Source organism: Brevibacterium sp. FAM 27836, assembly GCF_051351055.1.
Classification (GTDB): Bacteria; Actinomycetota; Actinomycetes; order Actinomycetales; family Brevibacteriaceae; genus Brevibacterium.
Map to the genome: position 1 here is coordinate 3,083,370 of NZ_CP195711.1, position 19,967 is coordinate 3,103,336.

17 protein-coding genes and 1 other RNA gene are annotated in these 19,967 nt (G+C 65.2%); 15 read left to right on the plus strand and 3 right to left on the minus strand.

Features of this window, described 5'->3' with window-relative positions:
- Nucleotides 1–55: 55 nt before the first annotated feature.
- From ACSE4D_RS13790 to ACSE4D_RS13800, 3 genes are read right to left on the minus strand one after another with little or no spacing between them, the layout of a single operon-like run.
- Nucleotides 56–994, minus strand: coding sequence for a type II secretion system F family protein (locus tag ACSE4D_RS13790; protein ID WP_135541491.1), 939 nt, complete (start codon nucleotides 992–994; stop codon nucleotides 56–58).
- A complete protein-coding gene (locus ACSE4D_RS13795; protein WP_135541489.1) occupies nucleotides 991–2,001 on the minus strand; it encodes a type II secretion system F family protein in 1,011 nt (336 codons plus the stop codon). The genes ACSE4D_RS13790 and ACSE4D_RS13795 overlap by 4 nt, the downstream gene beginning before the upstream one ends.
- Nucleotides 1,998–3,221 (minus strand): CpaF family protein, encoded by a 1,224-nt coding sequence (locus ACSE4D_RS13800; RefSeq protein ID WP_135541487.1) that lies wholly within the window; start codon nucleotides 3,219–3,221, stop codon nucleotides 1,998–2,000. Before ACSE4D_RS13800 ends, ACSE4D_RS13795 begins: the two co-directional genes overlap by 4 nt.
- 387 nt (nucleotides 3,222–3,608) lie before the next feature.
- Here ACSE4D_RS13800 and ACSE4D_RS13805 point away from each other — a divergent pair, with 387 nt between their 5' ends.
- From ACSE4D_RS13805 to ACSE4D_RS13875, 15 genes are all read left to right on the plus strand, one after another.
- Nucleotides 3,609–4,445: a helix-turn-helix transcriptional regulator gene (locus ACSE4D_RS13805; RefSeq protein WP_426937320.1), complete on the plus strand. Its 837-nt coding sequence runs from the start codon at nucleotides 3,609–3,611 to the stop codon at nucleotides 4,443–4,445.
- On the plus strand, nucleotides 4,442–5,542 hold the full coding sequence (locus tag ACSE4D_RS13810) for a hypothetical protein (RefSeq protein WP_426937321.1): 1,101 nt from the start codon (nucleotides 4,442–4,444) through the stop codon (nucleotides 5,540–5,542). The genes ACSE4D_RS13805 and ACSE4D_RS13810 overlap by 4 nt, the downstream gene beginning before the upstream one ends.
- Nucleotides 5,539–8,301 carry a multicopper oxidase domain-containing protein gene (locus ACSE4D_RS13815; RefSeq protein WP_436326109.1) on the plus strand — a complete coding sequence of 921 codons (2,763 nt, stop codon included), beginning with the start codon at nucleotides 5,539–5,541 and terminating at the stop codon, nucleotides 8,299–8,301. The genes ACSE4D_RS13810 and ACSE4D_RS13815 overlap by 4 nt, the downstream gene beginning before the upstream one ends.
- Nucleotides 8,302–8,467: 166 nt before the next feature.
- Complete coding sequence (locus ACSE4D_RS13820) at nucleotides 8,468–9,694, plus strand: globin domain-containing protein (RefSeq protein ID WP_436326110.1); 1,227 nt, start codon at nucleotides 8,468–8,470, stop codon at nucleotides 9,692–9,694.
- 182 nt (nucleotides 9,695–9,876) lie between these two features.
- On the plus strand, nucleotides 9,877–11,001 hold the full coding sequence (gene prfB / locus ACSE4D_RS13825) for a peptide chain release factor 2 (RefSeq protein ID WP_436326111.1): 1,125 nt from the start codon (nucleotides 9,877–9,879) through the stop codon (nucleotides 10,999–11,001).
- 162 nt (nucleotides 11,002–11,163) lie between these two features.
- Nucleotides 11,164–11,853, plus strand: coding sequence for a cell division ATP-binding protein FtsE (gene ftsE, locus ACSE4D_RS13830; RefSeq protein WP_436326112.1), 690 nt, complete (start codon nucleotides 11,164–11,166; stop codon nucleotides 11,851–11,853).
- The gene (ftsX, locus tag ACSE4D_RS13835) at nucleotides 11,850–12,764 is read left to right on the plus strand and encodes a permease-like cell division protein FtsX (protein ID WP_135541474.1); all 915 of its coding nucleotides are present in this window, start codon (nucleotides 11,850–11,852) and stop codon (nucleotides 12,762–12,764) included. The genes ftsE and ftsX overlap by 4 nt, the downstream gene beginning before the upstream one ends.
- A 1-nt stretch (nucleotide 12,765) precedes the next feature.
- Nucleotides 12,766–13,995 (plus strand): peptidoglycan DD-metalloendopeptidase family protein, encoded by a 1,230-nt coding sequence (locus ACSE4D_RS13840; protein WP_425120446.1) that lies wholly within the window; start codon nucleotides 12,766–12,768, stop codon nucleotides 13,993–13,995.
- A 193-nt stretch (nucleotides 13,996–14,188) separates the two neighbouring features.
- Entirely contained in the window at nucleotides 14,189–14,659 is a 471-nt protein-coding gene (gene smpB / locus ACSE4D_RS13845) for an SsrA-binding protein SmpB (protein WP_135541470.1), read from the plus strand.
- 201 nt (nucleotides 14,660–14,860) lie between these two features.
- Nucleotides 14,861–15,237, plus strand: a transfer-messenger RNA (tmRNA) gene (ssrA, locus tag ACSE4D_RS13850).
- 379 nt (nucleotides 15,238–15,616) lie between these two features.
- Nucleotides 15,617–16,528 carry an ABC transporter ATP-binding protein gene (locus ACSE4D_RS13855; protein ID WP_425120444.1) on the plus strand — a complete coding sequence of 304 codons (912 nt, stop codon included), beginning with the start codon at nucleotides 15,617–15,619 and terminating at the stop codon, nucleotides 16,526–16,528.
- Entirely contained in the window at nucleotides 16,525–17,268 is a 744-nt protein-coding gene (locus ACSE4D_RS13860) for an ABC transporter permease (protein ID WP_425120443.1), read from the plus strand. Before ACSE4D_RS13855 ends, ACSE4D_RS13860 begins: the two co-directional genes overlap by 4 nt.
- Before the next feature lie 350 nt (nucleotides 17,269–17,618).
- Nucleotides 17,619–18,173: a hypothetical protein gene (locus tag ACSE4D_RS13865; RefSeq protein WP_426937323.1), complete on the plus strand. Its 555-nt coding sequence runs from the start codon at nucleotides 17,619–17,621 to the stop codon at nucleotides 18,171–18,173.
- Nucleotides 18,174–18,204: 31 nt separating this feature from the next.
- Nucleotides 18,205–19,290: a sensor histidine kinase gene (locus ACSE4D_RS13870; RefSeq protein ID WP_426937324.1), complete on the plus strand. Its 1,086-nt coding sequence runs from the start codon at nucleotides 18,205–18,207 to the stop codon at nucleotides 19,288–19,290.
- Nucleotides 19,287–19,928: a response regulator transcription factor gene (locus tag ACSE4D_RS13875; protein ID WP_135541467.1), complete on the plus strand. Its 642-nt coding sequence runs from the start codon at nucleotides 19,287–19,289 to the stop codon at nucleotides 19,926–19,928. Before ACSE4D_RS13870 ends, ACSE4D_RS13875 begins: the two co-directional genes overlap by 4 nt.
- Nucleotides 19,929–19,967 lie beyond the last annotated feature (39 nt).

The following is a 19,967-nucleotide window of genomic DNA, read 5'->3' on the forward strand; positions in this document are numbered from 1 at the left end:
ATGGATCGGACGGTCACGGATTCCATCGGGAAGCAATCGGGGGCGGACCAGACGGTCACGGGCTGAGGTCGAGCACGGTCAGGGACGGGAAGACAGCGAAGATGACGGTGACGGGAAGGACGAAGACGACCACTGGAACGAGCATGCCGATCTCTTTGCGGCCCGAGAGCTCGAGCAGGCGTCGGCGTGACTGTTCGCGGACGTCAGCGGCCTGGGAGCGGAGGACTTCGGCCAAAGGCGTGCCGCGGGTCATCGATACTGCGAGTCCGTCGACGAACTGGACGATCTCGGGGATCGCGATCCGCGTGGCCATCCCGTCGAGTGCCTCGACCAGAGGAGTTCCGGTGCGGGTGGCGGCCAGGGCCGCGCGCAGTTCGTCGATGAGATCACCCGAACAGGTCCGACACACCCGTTCCAGCGCCTCGATGATGCCCTCACCCGCGGTGATGGACAAGGCGAGGAGTTCCGCGACGGTGGGGAACTCGGCCAGCACCCGGGACTCGTGACGGTTGATGGCCTGGCTCAGGCGCCAATCATTGAAGACATGACCTGCGATGCCGCCGCTGATGACAAGGACGAGCGTGACGATGGGGGAGAACCCGCGCTGAGCCGACAGCAGCCCGGCCAGACCGCCGGCGGCGATCATCCCCACGAGGATGCTCAGCACCTGATTGATGCGGAACTTCTCGATCGTGGCATTCCCGCCGAGGCGGTCGATGCGCAGCCGCAGAGTCGCATCCGTGGTGATGCGCGAGGTCACCCACAGCGTCGACGTCAGCAGCACCGACTTCGCCAGTCCCAGGAAGCCCTCGGCACGCGGCGTCGGCGGAGCATAGACATCGATCAACGACTCCTGATCGCGCAGATAGGGCGCGATCCGTGATGACAGGGTCGGTCGGCGCAGCGGCGGAAGGGAGAGGACGAAGACACACAGGGCGAAGCCGTTGAAGAGCCCGAGGGCGAGGACGGACAGGGGATCATCGAGGATGTTCATGCCGCCCGACCGTCCCGCGAACCATGCGTCCCGGACGCACCGAAACAACGGAAGCCGGTGCTCGCCTGCGGATCGGCCTCGCCGGCAGAGCCCTCAGCAGCGGCGTACCTGCGGTGTGCCGCGCTGAGGGAGGACCCTTCGATGACGCGCGGTTCGGCAGGGAGCCGACCGATGCGCTTCATCGCCTGGTACGCGAGCAGAGAGATGACGAAGCCGGAGGCCAAGAGCAGCAGTCCGGTCCGAGAATTGTAGGCCGTGGCCGTCTCGGGTCGGGTCGAGAGGAACGCGAGCACCACCCAGGGTGCGGCGACGGCCAGCCGGGCTCCATTGACGGTCCACTGCTGCCTCGCGGACAGCTCGTTGCGTGTGCGGGCGTCATCGCGCACGAACTGAGCCAGGGCCCGCAGCATCGTGCCCAGATCGCTGCCGCCGACCTGTCGGGTGACGCTGAGGGCGACGACGATGCGGTCGGCCACCGGGTCGGCGCTGACTTGGCGGAACCTCTCCAACGCGAGTGCGAAGGACCCGCTGGCTCGGTATTCCTCAGCGAAGACTTCGAACAGCGGCCGCAGCGGTTCCGGACCGCGATGGGCCAAGGAACTGAGCGCCTCGGGCAGAGACAGCCCCGCCCGGACACCGGAATTGAGATGATCGAGCGTCTCCGGCCACAGCTCCCGACGCATCACCTGCTTGCTGCGGGCCCGATGCTGCAGAAGCCGGTGGGGCAGCCAGGAGGCGAAGAGGCCGAAACACAGGGCGATCGCCCACGACCCGGTGAACACGGTCGCGAGGACCGCGACGACACCGAACACGGCAACGCAGATGAGCAGCAGATGCCCGGGCCGCAGGCGCGGAAATCCCGCACCGGTGAGCATGTCGTCGAGTTCGCGCACCCATCGCCGCTGCGTCCGTGCTCCCTGCGGACGCTGCCACAGAGACATCCAGATGAGGAACAGCCCGGCGCCGAGTCCCGCGCCGATGAGCAGAGCGAACTGCGAATAGCTCACGCCGCCTCCAGAACGGCGTGCAGGTCCCGACCGATGCCGGCAAATCTCTCGCCGAGGTGGCCGAAGCCCTGACCGCGGACGAGCGTTCCGCGCGGCGAATGGAAGATCGTATCGAGTTCGACGACATCGCCTTCGACTCCACCGGGGACCGCGCAGATCTCGTCGACGCGGCGGACCCCGTTGGGATCGCGTCGCAGGTGGACGACGACGTCGAGGCTGACGGCAACGGTGGGAACGACGAACGCCGAGGAGATGTTCGCCCCGGCCAACAGCGGCAGGGTGCAGATCTTCGTGATCGCCGCGCGTGCCGAGTTCGCATGAATCGTGCCCATTCCGGGCAGACCCGAGTTGAGTGCCACGAGGAGGTCGAGGCTTTCGGCTTCCCGGACCTCACCGACGATGATGCGAGTCGGCCGCATCCGCAGCGCCTCTTTGACCAGGGCCCGCAGGGTCACTTCGCCGGTGCCTTCCAGGGACGGCTGCCGGCATTGCATGGGCACCCAGTCGCGGCTGGGCAGGTTGAGTTCGAAGACCTCTTCGCAGGAGATCGTGCGCTCCCTGGCAGGAATCGACCCGGCCAGAGCGTTGAGCATCGTCGTCTTGCCGGCCTGAGTGGCACCGGAGACGAGGATGTTGGCCCCGCAGGCGACGGCCCCGTCGAGGAACTCGGCGGCACCGGGGGTGATCGAGCCGGTGGCGACGAGGTTCCTGAGATTGCGTGGCCGAGCGATGAACTTGCGGATATTCACTGCCGGGTGGGTGCGGGTGATATCGGGAAGGACCACGTGCAGTCGGGACCCGTCGGGCAGGATGGAATCGACGAAGGGCTGGGACAGGTCGACGCGTCGACCCGAGGTGCGCAGCATCCGTTCGATGAGGTCATCGAGTTCGCCGGAGCTCAGCTTCGTCGTCGTCAGTTGGTGGACGCCGTCGACGGCGATGAAGACCTCACTCGGGGAATTCACCCAGATCTCCTCGACGTGCGGATCATCGAAATAATCCTGCAGGGCGCCGAACCCCGAGAGCTGATTGTCGATCTGGCGAAAGGTCGCTTCTCTGTCTTCGAGCAGCGGCAGATCGGCGACGAGGCTGCGTTCGTCGTACTCGGCGATGACGGTGCGTATGAGCTCGCGAGAACGCTGTATATCGGCGCGCGGGTCCACGTCGAGATCTCTGATCCGCTTGTGGACCTCGCTGGTGATGACATCGGTGGCTTCCACTCTGAACCCTTGCCCTGATCATTCGAATGACAGCGAGATTTGCTTTTTAACCTAGCTGTAGTCGAATGAAGAATCCAGTGATTTCTGCAATCTGTGGATAACGCGATCGAGGGTATTCAAATGCTGACTCTGTAGTTTCAGGCGTGTCATTTCGGGTATGATCCAACCACCGGCAGCTCGCGACCGATGGTGGACTTCACTCCTGCCGCAAGCGCGACGCCGTCTGAGCTGACGTGCTGACTCCACCTGAGCCGCGCCGCCGGCGGGATGAATAGGATCTCCCGCCGGCGGCGCTTTTGGGCCCACGCGGGAAGTTCCGCGATCACTCGCCGAGGCGGGCCCGGGCGGCGTATCCACGGACGAGTACCATTTATTACAATGGGAATCGTGAAAAACAGACGTGACCGCTCAGACAGCGACTCCGCGGCTCTCGGACCGGAGCCGGCGGTCCCGCAGGCGGGCCTGACGCCGGCCGTTGCCTTCGTCCACGAGCACCTCGCGGCACAGGCCGGGGCCGTGACGATCTCGGCGCTGGCCGCAATGACCGGACTGCATCAGAACACCGTGCGCGAACACCTCGATCAACTCGTCGAGGCCGGTGCGGCCACGAAGTCCAAGGCCGCCTCCTCGGGCCGCGGCCGACCGGCCTGGCTGTATCGAGCGATCGGGTCACCGCGGAAGGGAGCATCGGAATACCTCGGTCTCGCCTCGGTGCTGGCCGCGCAGATCGATCGCACGAGCCCGAATCCGCGAGCAGACGGGATCGCGGCCGGAATCGACTGGGGCCGCGAACTCGCCCGAGGCGTCGCCGAAATGCGGGTCGACGCCGAGGAGGCCGCCCCCGCCGAATCGACAGCGACCGACGAGACTCTCGCCCTGCTCGACAGTCTCGGCTTCGCGCCTGAACCCGTTCCAGCGGAAACGACGGACGCCGGCCGACGCAGCTTCCGTCTCACCCGCTGCCCCCTGCTCGAAGCCGCTCACGAATACCCGGACATCGTCTGCGGCGTCCACCTCGGCCTCGTCCGGGGCAGTCTCGAGTCCTTCGGCGGACCCGGTGCCGACAGCGAACTCGAGCCCTTCTCCGAACCCGGGGCCTGCCGCCTGCACCTGCACGACGACATGGTCGCCGATTCTCCAACCGCGCCCGCCGCCGATCCGCAGACCGCGCCGGCATCCGGTGAGTCTGCCGGTCCCGCCGCGACCCGAAAGCCGCTGAAGTGATCCGCCGCCTCGCCTTCCTCCTCCCCGCCGGACTGGCCCTGCTGGCCGGTCTCGATGCGGCACTCATGCTGCTCGGCGTCTGGGCCCCGGTCGCCGGTGACGATCTGCCCGAACTCCACGGCATCCTCATGGTCTTCGGCTTCCTCGGCACGGTCATCGCTCTGGAGCGAGCCGTGGCTTTGGCCCGCCCGGTAGGTTTCCTCGCTCCCGGCCTGCTCGGGCTCGGCGCCATCGCCGTGCTCACACCGGCTCCGCTCATCGTCGGGCAGCTGGCCCTGCTGGCCGGCAGCCTTGCCCTCACCGTCCTCTACATCCCTCTGTTCAGACGCAACCTCGACGATGCCATCCTCGTCCAGGCCATCGGGGCAGCGCTGCTGGCCGGGGCCGGTCTGATGTGGATCGGGGGAGCCCCTGTCTCCGGCCTCATCGGCTGGCTGACCGGCTTCGTCGTGCTCACGATCAGCGCCGAACGACTCGAGCTCGCTCGGGTGAGCATCAGCGCACCGGCCACCCGCATCTTCCGACTCCTCGTCTCCGTCTTCGTCCTCGCCCTTCTCGCCTCTCTGCTGTGGCCGGCGGCCGGAGGACCGGTGCTGGGCATCAGCCTGCTCAGCCTCGTCGCCTGGCTGGTGGGCAATGACGTCGCCCGCAAGACCGTGCGCGCCCCGGGGCAGACCGGCTTCATCGGTGCCTGCCTGCTCGCCGGGTACGTATGGTTGGCCGTGGCCGGACTGATCTGGACATTCGGCGGCCCGATCACCTCGGGACGTGGATTCGACGCCCTCGTGCACGCGGTCTTCCTCGGCTTCGCGCTGTCGATGATCATGGCCCATGCCTCGGTGATCCTGCCCGCGGTGCTGCGCATCCGTCTGCCCTACCACCCGGGCTTCTGGATCCCGGCCGGGCTGCTGCACATCAGCCTCATCCTGCGCATCGGCATCGGTGACGGACTCGACCTCGGCTGGGCCACACAGCTGGGCGGAGTGCTCAACGTGCTCGCAGTCCTCGGATTCGCCATCGTCGCGGCCTCCTCGGCGATCACGGCGACGAAGAAGCGTACCGGTTCGGTCGCTCGCAGATCGGAGCCCACCCGATGAGCCCGCAGCTGTCCTCACCGCGCGAGCGTGACGACGACCTCGGCATCGGGCGCGGACGCTGGCTCATCCGCGACATCCCCGTCGTCATCTGGCTCGTCTTCCTCCTCGTCATCATCGCCGCCCATCCGGGCCTGCCGGTGGCCCGCTGGCTGATGATCCACCTCCTCGTCCTCGGCGCGGTCAGCCATTCCATCCTCGTCTGGTCCCAGCACTTCGCCCAGGCGCTGCTGCACACCCCCTCGACAGCGGCCAGCCGCCGCAGCCAGAGCCTGCGCCTCGGGCTGCTCAACATCGGCACCCTCGTCGTCATCATCGGCATGATGGCCGGCATCTGGGCACTCGTCATCCTCGGTGCCGCGGCTGTCGTCGCCGCTGTCGTCTGGCACGGGGCCTCGCTGTGGAACGGGGCCCGCCACGCGCTGGCCTCCCGCTTCGCCGGAACTCTCCACTACTACGTCGCCGCGGCCGGGATCCTGCCGGTCGGCGTGACCTTCGGCGTCATCCTCGCCGATGACCTCGCCGACCCCTGGCACTCGCGGCTGCTGGCCGCCCATGCGCTGCTCAACCTGCTCGGCTGGATCGGCCTGACCGTCATCGGCACCCTCATGACCCTGTGGCCGACGATGCTGCGGACGAAGATCGTCCCCGGCGCCGAGGTGGCCGCCCGTCGCGCTCTCCCGCTCCTGCTCACCGGCCTGGTCATCGCTCTGGCCGCGACCCTGTTCTCGGCCCCCTGGGCAGCCGGCATCGGGCTGCTCGCCTATCTGGCCGGCATCGGACTCATCGCCCGGCCCTTCGTGCTCTCCGCAGCGGCCAAACCGCCACGGGAGTACCCGACCTATTCGGCCGCAGCCGCAATAGTCTGGCTGGTCATCTGCCTCCTCGCCACGGCCTGGGTGTTCTTCACCTCCGCGGATTGGACTTCGGCCACCCACGGGTTCACCTGGCTGACCCCCGCACTGGCGGCAGGCTTCGCCGCACAGATCCTCTTCGGTGCCCTGTCCTATCTCCTGCCCGTCGTCCTCGGCGGAGGGCCGACGGCCGTGCGCGCCGCGAACCGGGAATTCAACCGCCTCGCGGCCTTCCGCATCACGATCATCAATCTCGGTCTGGCGATCTGTCTGCTGCCCGTGCCCAGCTGGGTGCGCGTCCTGTGCTCAGGGCTCGTGGCGCTGGGGCTGGCACTGTTCCTGCCCTTCCTCTTCCGCGGCCTCCGCGCCTCCCGCAAGGCCAAAGCGAACCCGGACATCCACCGGACGAAACGTCCGACGAAGGAGCAGCGAGCCGCCGCATCCAAACTCGACGACCGGCGTGCACTGGCATCGGCGGCTGCGGGCATGGCGCTCGTGCTCGTCGCCGTGGCCGGGGGAGTGGCCCTCGACCCGAACGCCACGACCGCGGTCACCGCGCGAGCCGCCTCGGCGGGGGTGACGCCGACGGGGGAGACCACAACGGTGCGCGTTGAGGCGAAGGACATGCGCTTCAGTCCCGACAGCGTCGACGTGCCCGCCGGCAACCGGCTCGTCATCGAGCTGAAGAACACCGATGACCAGGACGTCCACGATCTCGTGCTCGACAACGGCGTCGACAGCGGACGGCTGAGCCCCGGCGAATCCGCCACCGTCGACGTCGGCATCGTCGGCGAAGATCTCGAGGGCTGGTGCTCGATCGCCGGGCACCGGCAGATGGGAATGGTCTTCGCCGTCAACGCGATCGGCGGTGCCGGTGAGAATACGGCAGCGGGCCATGATGACTCCGGCGGCTCCGGGGATTCCGACACGGACGGCATGGCCGGCATGGATCACGGCGACCACGGCGGCATGGAGCACGGCAGCGGCAACGGAACCTCCGGCAGTGAGGAATCCGCGGCCGGAGACCTCGACTTCATGGCCGAACCCGGCGCAGACCTCTCTGCCCGCGATGCGCGGCTGCCGCAGCCCGATGAGTCGGAGAAGTCGAAGACGATCAAGAAGACCTTCACCGTCACCGAGGAAGAACGCGAGGTCGCCGTCGGGGTCAAGCAGAAGCTGTGGCTGTTCAACGGCACCATGCCCGGTCCCACCCTGCGCGGGAAGGTCGGCGACCGGTTCGAGATCACCCTGGTCAACGACGGTTCCATGGGCCACTCGATCGACTTCCACGCCGGCGAGCTCGCCCCCGACCAGCCGATGCGCACGATCGCCCCCGGCGAATCGCTGACCTACACCTTCACGGCCACGCACTCGGGTGCCTGGATGTACCACTGCGCGACGATGCCGATGACCGACCACATCGCCAACGGCATGTTCGGCGCAGTGATCATCGATCCGCCGAAGCTGCCGGAGGTCGACCGCGAATACTTCATGGTCCAATCCGAGCTCTATCTCGGACCCCAGGGCGGAATCGTCGACTCCGACAAGGCCGCCCGCGAGGAACCCGATGCCGTGGTCTTCAACGGCTTCGCCAATCAGTACGATCACGATCAGCTCAAGGCGAAGGTCGGCGAACGGGTACGCATCTGGGTCGTCGACGCCGGCCCCAACCGGCCGAGCGCCTTCCACATCATCGGCGGACAGTTCGACACCGTGTTCAAGGAAGGCGCCTACCGACTCAAACCCGACAACGAGGAGCTGGGGGCGAGTCAGACGCTCGACCTGGCCGCCTCGCAGGGCGGGTTCGTCGAACTCGAATTCGCCGAGGCGGGGCACTATCCCTTCGTGTCCCACGTGATGGTCGACGCCGAACGCGGTGCCCACGGGATCGTCGACGTCACGGATTGAGGCGATCGCCCCGCTGTGACAGCGAGGACGGTACGAAAAATCTCACATTCTACAACGTGTAGAAAACATTCTACGCGCGGTAGTACGGTCGAAACTGCAAGAAGAACAGCGACCTGGAAAGGCCGTTCCCGCTGCGCGGCGCACGGGCGCCGCAAAAGGAGCTGAAGTGATCTCCCAACCCGCTCTCGCCATCGTCAGGGACACCCTGCCCGTCATCGGATCCGCGATCGGTGACATCACCCCGATCTTCTACGACCGGATGTTCACCGCCCGTCCCGACCTGCTGCGCGACCTGTTCAACCGAGGCAACCAGGCCCAGGGTGAGCAGCAGAAGGCCCTGGCAGGGGCGATCGCGGCCTATGCCAGTCTGCTCGTGTCCGAGGATGCCCCGAACATCGATGCGATGATGAGCCGGATCGCGAACAGACACGCCTCCCTGGGCATCACCGAAGACCAGTACCCGATCGTCTACGAGCACCTCTTCGCCGCCATCGGTGAGGTCCTCGGCGAGGCGGCCACCCCCGAGGTCGTCGACGCCTGGACCGAGGTCTACTGGGACATGGCGAACACGCTCATCGCCGCCGAGCGCGATCTCTACGCCCTCCACGAGGTGGATCCGGGCGATGTCTGGTCCGAACTCGTCGTCGTCCGCCGTCGCCAGGAGTCCCCGCAGACCGTCAGCCTCGTCCTCGCCCGCCCCGATGGGGAGGTCCTGCCGCAGGCCCGTCCCGGACAGTACATCTCTGTCCAGGTCCAGCTGCCCGACGGTGCCCGCCAGATCCGGCAGTACAGCCTCACCCGGGCGACCTCGCGGGTGTCCTGGACCGTGACGATCAAGGCCGAACCCGGCCGCGCCGAGGCCGGCATCCCCGCAGGCGAGGTCTCGAACTTCATCCACGGCAACGTCTTCGAAGGCGACGGGCTGCGCTGCTCCCTGCCGTACGGCGACCTCGTCGTCGAAGAGGCCGAGGCCCCGCTGCTGCTCGTCTCCGCCGGTATCGGCTGCACCCCGATCCTCGGTGCCCTCAACGACCTCGTGTCCAAGGAGTCCCAGCGTGAGGTCACGGTCCTCCACGCCGACCAGTCCATGGCCACTCACGCGCACCGGCAGGAGATGGCGGAGCTGGTCGGTCAGCTGCCCGGGGCCCGGATGCATCACTGGTACGAACAGCTGGGTGCCCGGACGACGACCAAGACCGTCCACAAAGGGTTCATCGACCTCACCGCGGTGAGCGTGCCCGCCGACGCACAGGTCTACCTGTGCGGCCCGCCCCCGTTCATGCGCGCCGTGCGCCGCGGGCTCGACAACCTCGACGTGCCCGAGGACAACATCCACTTCGAGGTCTTCGGCCCCGACACCTGGGCCACGGTTCCCGAACTCGTTCCCGCCTGAGGTGGGCTGGTGTCCGGCTCGGGTCGGGCAGGTGTTCTGCCCGGGTCGGGCCCGTCCCCGCGCGGGCGGGCTCATCCCCGGTGAGCCGGGGTATTCGACGGATGCGCGCCGAGGTGGCCCCGCCTCGGCGCGCATCCCTCGATTGAGGGCGGGGCGCGGGCATGCACTAGAATCGAGTCATTATGGCCACCACTGATTACCCTTCTGAAATCGCCAACCTCCGCCAGACGTACAAAGCGATTCTCGACGTGTCCGACCTGGAGAATCTGCGCGACGAGGTCTCTGAGCTCACGGAGGAGGCGTCTTCGCCGACTTTCTGGGACGACCCGGACTCGGCGCAGAAGACCTCGGCCAAGCTCTCCCACAAACAGGGCACCCTGGAGAAGCTCGAGAAGTTCGGTGAGCGCATCGACGATGCCGAACTGCTCGTCGAGATGTCCCAGGACGAAGGCGACGCGGACTCCCTCGCAGAGGCCGACCGTGAAATCAAGAAGCTCCACGATCAGTTGGCCGAACTCGAGATCTCGACGCTGCTCAACCACGAATACGACGAACGTTCCGCGGTGGTGACCGTGCGCTCGGGCGCCGGCGGCGACGATGCCACCGATTGGGCGCAGACGCTCACGCGGATGTACGTGAGGTGGGCGGAGAACCGCGGCTACAACGTCCAGGAACTCGACACCTCCTATGCGGAGGGCGCAGGCATCAAGTCGGCGACGATCCAGATCAACGCCCCCTACGCCTACGGCACCCTGTCCGTCGAAGCCGGCACCCACCGTCTCGTGCGCATCAGCCCCTTCGACAACCAGGGTCGGCGCCAGACCTCGTTCGCGGCTGTCGAGGTGGTCCCGCTCATCGAGTCGACCGACCATATCGACATCGACGAGAACGACCTGCGCATCGACGTCTACCGGTCCTCGGGCCCGGGCGGTCAGTCGGTGAACACGACGGACTCCGCCGTGCGCATCACCCACGTTCCCACCGGTGTGGTCGTGAGCATGCAGAACGAGAAGTCCCAGATCCAGAACCGTGAGGCCGCGATGCGCGTCCTCCAGTCGCGTCTTCTCGAGCGCAAGCGCCAGGAAGAGGCCGCGCAGAAGAAGGAGCTCGCCGGCGACATCAAGGCCAGCTGGGGCGACCAGATGCGCTCCTACGTCACGCACCCGTACCAGATGGTCAAGGATCTGCGCACCGGGTACGAGGTCAACAACCCCTCGGCGGTCTTCGACGGCGACCTCGACGGACTCATCGAAGCCGGCATCCGCTGGCGCAAGGAACAGGAGATGGCCGAAGAGGCCGACGCCTGACCTTCTGACGGTCAGCCTCCTCGGCGAGGTCGGCCGTCTCATCGCGGTGACTGTGAACTTCATTCGGATCGCAACACACGCCCGGCCGCCTCCCCGAACATCACGGAACTGTTACGTACAGTGGAACCGGCCGAGCCACCCGCGACATGATTGAAGACGAACTTGATCAGATTCGACTCCGTTTCGAAGTCTTACGACACACGCTCCCGCAAGGCACTCGACGAGATCTCGTTCGAAGCTGACCGTGGGGAGTTCGTGTTCCTCGTCGGCGCATCCGGTTCGGGAAAATCGACGGTCATCCGGCTCATCCTGCGGGAAGAGGTGCCCACGACCGGACGCATCCACATCGCTGGAAAATCCGTTGTGAAGATGCCCAGCTGGAAGGTGCCCTACCTGCGGCGGGGGATCGGAACCGTGTTCCAGGACTTCCGTCTGCTGCCGAATAAGACCGTCTTCGCCAACGTCGCCTTCGCCCTCCAAGTGATCGGGAAGTCCCGTGCGGCCATGTCGACGCTCGTGCCCGACGTGCTCGAGACCGTGGGCCTGGCCGGCAAGGAGAAGCGGTATCCCAGCGAACTCTCCGGCGGTGAGCAGCAGCGTGTGGCGATCGCCCGCGCCGTGGTCAACAAACCGGGAATCCTGCTCGCCGACGAGCCCACCGGCAACCTCGACCCGACGACGAGTGCCGACATCATGAACGTGCTCGAGAAGATCAACCGCAACGGCACGACCGTGCTCATGGCCACCCATGACGGCGAGATCGTCAACCGGATGCGCAGACGCGTGATCGAACTGCGCGAAGGCACGATCGTCCGTGACGTCGAAGAGGGCACCTACGGAGTCGCCTCATGAGGGCCGGTTTCATCCTCTCCGAGGTGTGGTCGGGCCTGCGGAGGAACTTCTCCATGGTGCTCTCGGTCGTCCTCGTGACCTTCGTGTCCCTGCTCTTCGTCGGCGCCGCGATCCTGCTGCAGATGCAGGTCGGGCAGATGAAGGATTTCTGGTACGACCGCGTGCAGGTCTCCGTGTTTCTGTGCCCGCCGGATTCGGAGGCGACGAACTGCGTCGACGGTGAAGTCACCGGCGATCAGAAGGATCAGATCCGGGCCGAACTCGAAAGCTCCGAACTCGCCCCCTATGTCGACAAGGTCTACTTCGAGGGCAAGTCCGAGGCCTACGACCACTTCCAAGAGCAGTTCAAGGGCACGAGCCTCGAAGGAACCGTGCCCGAGGACGAGATGAGCGAGTCCTTCCGGGTCAAACTCAAGGACGCCGAGAAGTACGACATCATCAAGGAGACGTTCTCCTCGACCCCGGGAGTTGAGGAGGTCGTCGACCAGAATCAGCTGCTCGACCGGCTGTTCGGGGTGCTCAATGTCGCGACCATCGTCGCCGTGGCCATCGCGGGAATCATGCTCATCTGCGCGATGCTGCTCATTGCCACGACCATCCGACTCTCCGCGTTCTCGCGGCGGCGGGAGACGGGAATCATGCGGCTCGTCGGTGCGTCGAACACATTCATCCAGCTGCCGTTCCTGCTCGAGGGCGTCATCGCCTCGGCGATCGGCGCGAGCCTGTCCGCCGGCGCCCTGGGCCTCCTCGTCCACTTCGGTGTCAGCGGTTGGCTGCAGGGGCAGGCGACCGGGTTCAGTCTCATCTCCGGGTGGGACGTCCTCCTCATCGCTCCCGTGCTCATCATCATCGGCGTGCTCATGGCCGGTGCATCTTCGCTGATCACCCTGAACAAGTACACGAAGGTCTGAGATGAGACGCAGACTCGGACTCGCCCTCACCGCGGCCGCGCTTGCGCTGGTCCTACCGGTCACCTCGGCGGTGGCCGATCCGCGCGACGACAAGAGCCAGGTCGACGAACGGGTCAAGGAGCTCCAGCAGGAGTTCGAGGGTCTCGACAAGGATCTCGCCCGGGTCATCGCCGAACGCGATGCCGCGGAGGAGAAACTGCCCGACGCCGAGGCGGAATCGAAGGCCGCCGACGATGCGCTGGCCGAGGCGATCGAGAAGGACGAGGACATGGCGGCACGCCTGACCTCGGCCGAGAACGCCCAGAAGGACCTCAAGGACTCGATCAGATCGGGCACCGAGGAGATCGACAAGCACAAGACCTCGGCCGCGCGGATCGGGCGTCAGGCCTACCAGAACTCGGGCATCACCTCGGATCTGGCGATGCTGCTGCAGATGGCGGAGGGCACGAGCGCCGACGGCGGAATCGGTCGCGTGGATTCGGCGGTGCGGTCCCAGCAGCGCACGATCGACAAGCTCTCCGAACAGCGGGCGCTGAACAAGAACAACGAGGAGCGCCTGTCGGGCGTGACCGAGAAGATCTCCGACCTCAAGGACGAAGCCGCCGAGGCGGTGCTGGCCAAAGAGGCCGCGCAGATCGATGCGAAGAAGAAGGCCGACAGCCTCAACGACCTGATCTCGGCGAAGGACGATGCGGAGAAGACGATCTCCGACAACAAGGACAAGACCGAGAAGCAGCTGGCCGATGAGAAGGCCGAGCAGGACCGCTTGGCGAAGAAGGTCCGCGACTGGGAGAAGGAGCAGGAGAAGAAGGGCAAATTCGTCTTCGGTGACGGCGTCTTGGCCAACCCGGCCAAGGGATACCCGACGACCTCTCCGTTCGGCTACCGCATCCACCCGATCACAGGGGCGAAGAAGCTGCACACCGGCATGGACTTCGGCGTGCCGTGCGGGACCCCGATCCGTGCGGCCGGCGACGGCATCGTCGTCACCTCCGGCTGGACCGGCGGCTACGGCAACCGCGTCGTCATCTCCCACGGCAAGATCAAGGGCAATTCGATCGCGTCGACGTATAACCACAACACGAAGCTCAAGGTCCACGACGGGCAGAAGGTCAAGAAGGGGCAGGTCATCTCGTACTCGGGGACGACCGGCGCCTCGACCGGTTGCCACCTGCACTTCGAGATCATGAAGAACGGCGGCTACGTCGATCCCAAACCCTACATCTTCTGACCCAACTGCTACCCGACGGCGGCGCAGCAACGTGGCGCCACGTTGCTGGGCGCCCGTCGGGTAGTAATTGCGGAGGGGCAGGGGGCTTTCACGGTCGCCGTTCGGTGTGTGAGACGCGACTGCCGATGAGATAGAATGGACGGCTGTGTGCGAATGCGCACACAGAGGCGCAGAAGCAGAGAGGAGGCCGGTCATGCCGAAGGAGACAGGCAAGAAAGTCATTGCGAGGAACCGCAAGGCACGCCACGACTATCACATCGAACACACGTGGGAGGCCGGTCTCGTGCTCACCGGCACCGAGGTGAAGTCGCTGCGCGAAGGCCGGGCATCGCTGACCGACGGGTTCGCGCTCATCTTCCAGAATGAGGCCTGGCTCGAAGGTGTCTACATTCCCGAGTACACCAACGGGACGTGGACGAACCATTCGGCGAGGCGCCGCCGGAAGCTGCTGCTCCACCGTGAGGAGATCCTCAAGCTCTCGCAGAAGGTCAAGGAATCCGGTCGCACCCTGGTTCCGCTCGAGCTCTACTTCGACGGGTCACGGGTCAAGGTCGAAATCGCTCTGGCCAAGGGCAAGCGCGAGTGGGACAAGCGTCAGGCTCTGCGCGAGGCCCAGGACAAGCGCGAAGCCGAGCGTGCGATGAAAGCCAAGCAGTTCCTGTAAAGACTGAGCGGGATTGAGCCGGCGGGTTCGATTCCCGCCATCTCCACCGATCCCATCACCGAGGCGGCCCTGCCGTTGGTCGGTGAAGCTCGGGAATGCAATTGGCCCGGTGTGTGTTGTACGAGTAAGCTGGTGTTCCTGACCAACGCCAGCGACCGCCCCGGCGGGAGAATGAGCTGGTCAGGTTTGGTAACAGAATATGGGGATGATCGGTTTCGACGTTGGACACTGCGTCGGGAGAAGCGGGCCGAGAATGCAGAGTCATCTCGTTAATGTCCTCTGCAAAACAATAGGTGCTAAGTCTAACAACCGCACCGATTTCGCCCTCGCTGCCTGATAAGGCCGAGCTGCGAATCCGTCAGCCTAGAGTTGCTTCCGCTCTAGATCCTGGCGTCGCTTAGGAAGCCACTGCTTCAGATATTCGTTGAGGGTATCTGAGGGACTCTTACTCAACTCCGTTCGTTGGTCCATGTGTTCGTGCCAGGGCCAGAACCTAAGAAACTATTTCACGAACTGCGCCCGGAGAAGTCCTGACAATCTGCCGACGGACGCGGGTTCGATTCCCGCCATCTCCACGCTACAGGCCCTGGGTTCCTTGAGAATCCGGGGCCTTTCCCTTGTGTGAGCGGATCACGGTTGCCAGGCAGTTTCTGATGGATGCGTCAATCGGGTCTCTATGCTGCTGGGCATTGCAGCTGACCGATGGACAGCCGTGGAGCACTGCGGTTGGTACGTTTGTTGCAGGGCTCTCGGTATCCTGGACATGTGACGGACTGTTCGGAGATGGCCTTCGGGTCGACGTGCTCGTCATCGAGCTCGTCCTCATGCTTCTCATGCTGCACCTCGACATCGTCTTGGGCTACCGCGTGTAGCGATCAGTGCGCTGGTCATCCTGTGTGCGGGGCGGACAGCCGCCCCGCACACAGGTCCGCTTGAAAGAAAGGACTATCGAAGAATATGTCAGAATCGCTGGCGATTCGCGTCGCGAACCTCGACGTGACGATCAAGCATAAGAAGATCCTGAAAGAGCTCAACCTGAGCGTTGAGGAGGGGAGCTTCCACGGCATCATCGGTCCCAACGGTGCCGGCAAGACCACACTGTTCGACACTGTTCTCGGCTTCCGTCAGCCTACCTCCGGGAGTGTCTCCCTCCTCGGGCAGAGCCCACACCCGCGCCGCCCAGAGTTGCTGGCCCGGATCGGAGTCCAGCCGCAGAAGACCGCATTCTTCCCGAAGTCCCGGTTGCAGGAGCATTTGCAGGCTGTGGCCGACATCTACGGTGCTCCCCGCACGTCAGTCGAAGCCCTCATCGACGCCCTTGGCCTCGGTTCGGCAGCGAAGACCAAGGTGGAGGACCTCTCGGGCGGAGAGAGCCAACGGCTTGCCGTCGCCTCCGCAATCGTCCATCAGCCAGACATCGTCTTTCTCGATGAACCCACTGCAGGTTTGGACCCGGCCGCTCGGCAGAACCTCGTCCACCTTCTCCAATCGTCCGATGTCCTCGACATGACTACCCTCTACACCACCCATTATCTCGACGAGGCTGAAAGACTCTGCGACACGGTTTCGATCGTCGATGACGGGAGAATACTGCGCACCGCCAGCCCTTCCCGACTCATCGCCGAAGCAAATCTGGGAGCAACAATTTTGCTGCCTGCCGCGCTACACCAAACCGATGCTGTCAAGGGGCTCCCGGGCATTGACGCAGCTCGGGTCACCGGAGACGGGGTAGAGGTCCGCACCCCGGATACCGCCACTGCTTTCGCCTCATTGGCCGAGGCCGGTATCAACACGAGCTCAGCCCAGGTGCACAACGGCCGTCTGGAAGATGTCTACCTTCAGCTGACCGGAAAGGACTATGTCGCATGAACCGCTTCCGTGCAATGTCAAGGATGATGCTGGTCTGCGATCTCCGTGACGCACCCACGCTCATCTTCACGTTCCTCGTACCCGTTGCACTGCTGATCGCATTGGTACTCTCTTTCGGGGATATGCCATCGGCATCCGGAGGGGATTCGGTCAACGAAGTAAGCTCGAACGTTGTCGCCTTCGGCACTGCTTTCGTGGGAATTTTCGCCGGGGCCTCGCACCTAGCGCTGTGGCGGGAGAATGGGATGCTGCGTCTGTTGCGGGCCTTCCCCATTTCTACAGGGACGATTCTGCTGGCTCAAGGCATTGTGGGAGTCATGTTCGCAGTGGCCCAGGCTCTGTTACTCATTGTCATCGGCTCGACACCGTGGTTGGGCATGACTCCGCTGGCCACTGCCCCGGCTGCTCTGGTCCCCATCGTCCTGGGCTATCTGATGTTCTTCTTCCTCGGGGTCCTCATCGGCATACTCGTGCCGTCAATGGCAGGAGTTTCGATGTTGGCGGTCCTCCTCGTCATCCCTCTCGGGTTTGCAGGCGGGGCGATGATGCCGATGGAAGGGTTGCCCGACTGGCTGCAGACTCTGGCTCCCTTCACTCCCATCTACCATCTGCGGGAGGCCGTGACTATGCCGTTGGTAGATGTGGGTGCCTGGAGTGACGTTGGACTGGGTTGCCTCTATCTGATCGGAGTATCCGCGGTGCTGTTCGTTCTCGTCCGTGCTCTGATGCGTTGGAGATGACTAGATGACACTGAACTGGCTACCCCAGCCGCTCGACTGTGGCGTGCGCCCCCGCAGATGCCCTCTCGGTGAGATCACCGTGGACGAGCACATCCTTGTGAACCAGGTGGCCTCATACTGGGGTCGCCCGGTGGCGAAAAACGGGGACTGATACAAGGACAGGTGACGTCAAACAAGGCGGTGGCTCGAAACGTCTCGGTGATGACGGCGTCAGGGACCGCCACGGGGATCCCGTCGACTGCGATTCTGACCGTTCGGCCGAGCATGACCGGCCGTTCGGCCGAGGTCGCCGAGTCCCCGTTCCGGAAGTATCGATGGTGCAAAGCCATTGACATCCGGAAGGACACCTCATGAAGAAGGCCATCATCGCTCTCGTCGTCACCTGCTCCCTCATCGCCGGGGTCATCGGCGTCGCAGTCGTCGCGGAGTTCCGTGCCAAGGCCGAACTCGAATCCCAGGTCACCGCCTACCTCGATGACTGCGGTGTCGAGCCCACATCGATCGAGGTCCACGGTCGGCCCTACCTCATCTATGCCGCACAGGATCGGGCCGACCTCACCTATGTCGACACGACTCCGGCGACCGGCACGAACAAAGACCAGCTCCTCGTCCACCGCCTCGTCGACGGGGAGGCCGACCGCCTCACCCGCTTCATCACCTTCGACTACCCCTCCGAGGCCACTCCGATCAAGAACTCCGACGGGTCGTTCTCGGACTCGGTCACAATCGGCGGTACGACGGTGACGTTCTCTGCCGAGAGCGATGCCGCCGCTGTTCGGATGTTCGCCGATGGCCGCGAGGCCGGAGAAGTCAGTCTGTCGCAGTCAGCATCGGTCAGGAACGTCTCCGCCACCGATGACGGAGTCGTCGTCGAACTCGAGTACGCTTCGAGCAGCTGCCGCTGAGTCTGTGCCGATCAGACTAAACTGGGAGCCAATGAGACGACTCATCGCATGGCTGTGGCTGATCCCGGTGCCCCTGGCATTCGGGATCGATCTGCTCACCAGCACTGGGTGGCCGCTGATCGCAGGTGCCGTGCTCCCAGTGGCGGCGGTCCTGCCCATCCTCATCCGCATCCAACTGGGCCGGACGTCTGCGCGCATGCTGGGAATCGCCGTCTTCGGACTGTTCGTCGCTCTCGGCCTCGTGGCCATCGCCGCATCGATGAGCCTGACGGTGCTGTGGCTGAGCCTCGTCACCTTGACGATGCTCGGTCGTCTCGGGTCGGGGTCGGGCTCGATCGCCCTCATCGCGGTCCTCGCCGTCGCGAACATCATCGTCCCCAGTCTGCTGCCCGATGGTCTGCTCTTCGGCCTCGCCTTCACCACCGTCATCATCGTCGCGATCTCGATCGGCCTGATGCTGCGCTTCACCGACCGGTCGCTGGTCGAACGAAAGGCCACCGCCGCCGAGGCGGAACGCCGTCGCATCGCCACCGAACTCCACGATGTCATCGCCCACGAGGTGACCGGGATCGTCGTTCTTGCCCAGGCCGCCGGGCGCAGCGACAATGCGCAGCTGACCTCCACAGCACTGCAGAAGATCGAGGCCTCCGGCACCCGTGCCCTCGAGGAGATCCGACGGCTCGTCTCCGAAACGCGCACCGAGGCGGCATCGCGGACTCCGATCGCCGAGGGGCCGCAGGCGCTGCGCGACCGCGTCGAGGCTTACGGGCAACGAGCACAGATTTCGATCGATACCGGTGAGATCGACGACGAGGCTGTCTGGCCGGTGCTCGACCGTGTGCTCGTCGAATCCCTGACCAATGTGCGCCGACATGCCGGCCCCGACGCCCCGGTGGCCGTGAGCCTCACGATGAGCGACGAGGCGCCGAAGACACTGCAGATGACCGTGGCCAACGGTCCGGGCTCCGGCGGAATCGGTGCCGGCAGCGGCACGGGACTGAGCAGTCTGCGCACACGGGTGAGCCACCTCGGCGGGTCGATCGATGCCGGAGTCCACGAGGGCGGATGGATGGTCCGCACCCGGCTGCCGCTGACGACGAAGGGAGACGATGGATGATCACAGTCGCTGTGGTCGATGACCAGGAGATGGTGCGGATGGGGTTCTCCCTCATCCTCGACGCCGAGGAGACGATCAGCGTGATCGGGCAGGCCGCCGATGGTGCCGAGGCGATCGACCTCGCCCGACGCGAGACGCCCGATGTCGTCCTCCTCGACATCCGCATGCCGCGACTCGATGGGCTCGCGGCCCTGCCGAAGATCACTCCGTACTCGAAGGTCATCATGGTCACCACGTTCGATGATGATGACTACGTCGATGCCGCATTGGACGGAGGCGCCAGCGGATTCCTGCTCAAGGACGCCGGCGCCGACCTCCTCATCGCCGGCGTCAGGGCTGCGGCGAACGGCGACGCGCTCATCTCTCCTTCGCTCACCCTCGACCTGCTCAAGCGGCGCCGCTCGACTCCGACCCGACAGACCCATGCCGTCGAGAGACTGAGCGGGCGCGAGATCGAAGTGGCGAAGCTCGTCGCCGACGGGCGGACCAATCAGGAGATCTGTCAAGAACTCTATATCTCGCTCGGCACCGTCAAGACCCACCTCGGCAGCATCCAGAATCGCCTCGAGGCGCGCAACCGGGTCGAGATCGCGGCACGGATGTGGGAATCGGGAGTGATGAATCGGCCGAATGGCTGACCCCTGAGGCTGACTTTCGGCCCCACGGCCGATGCCACA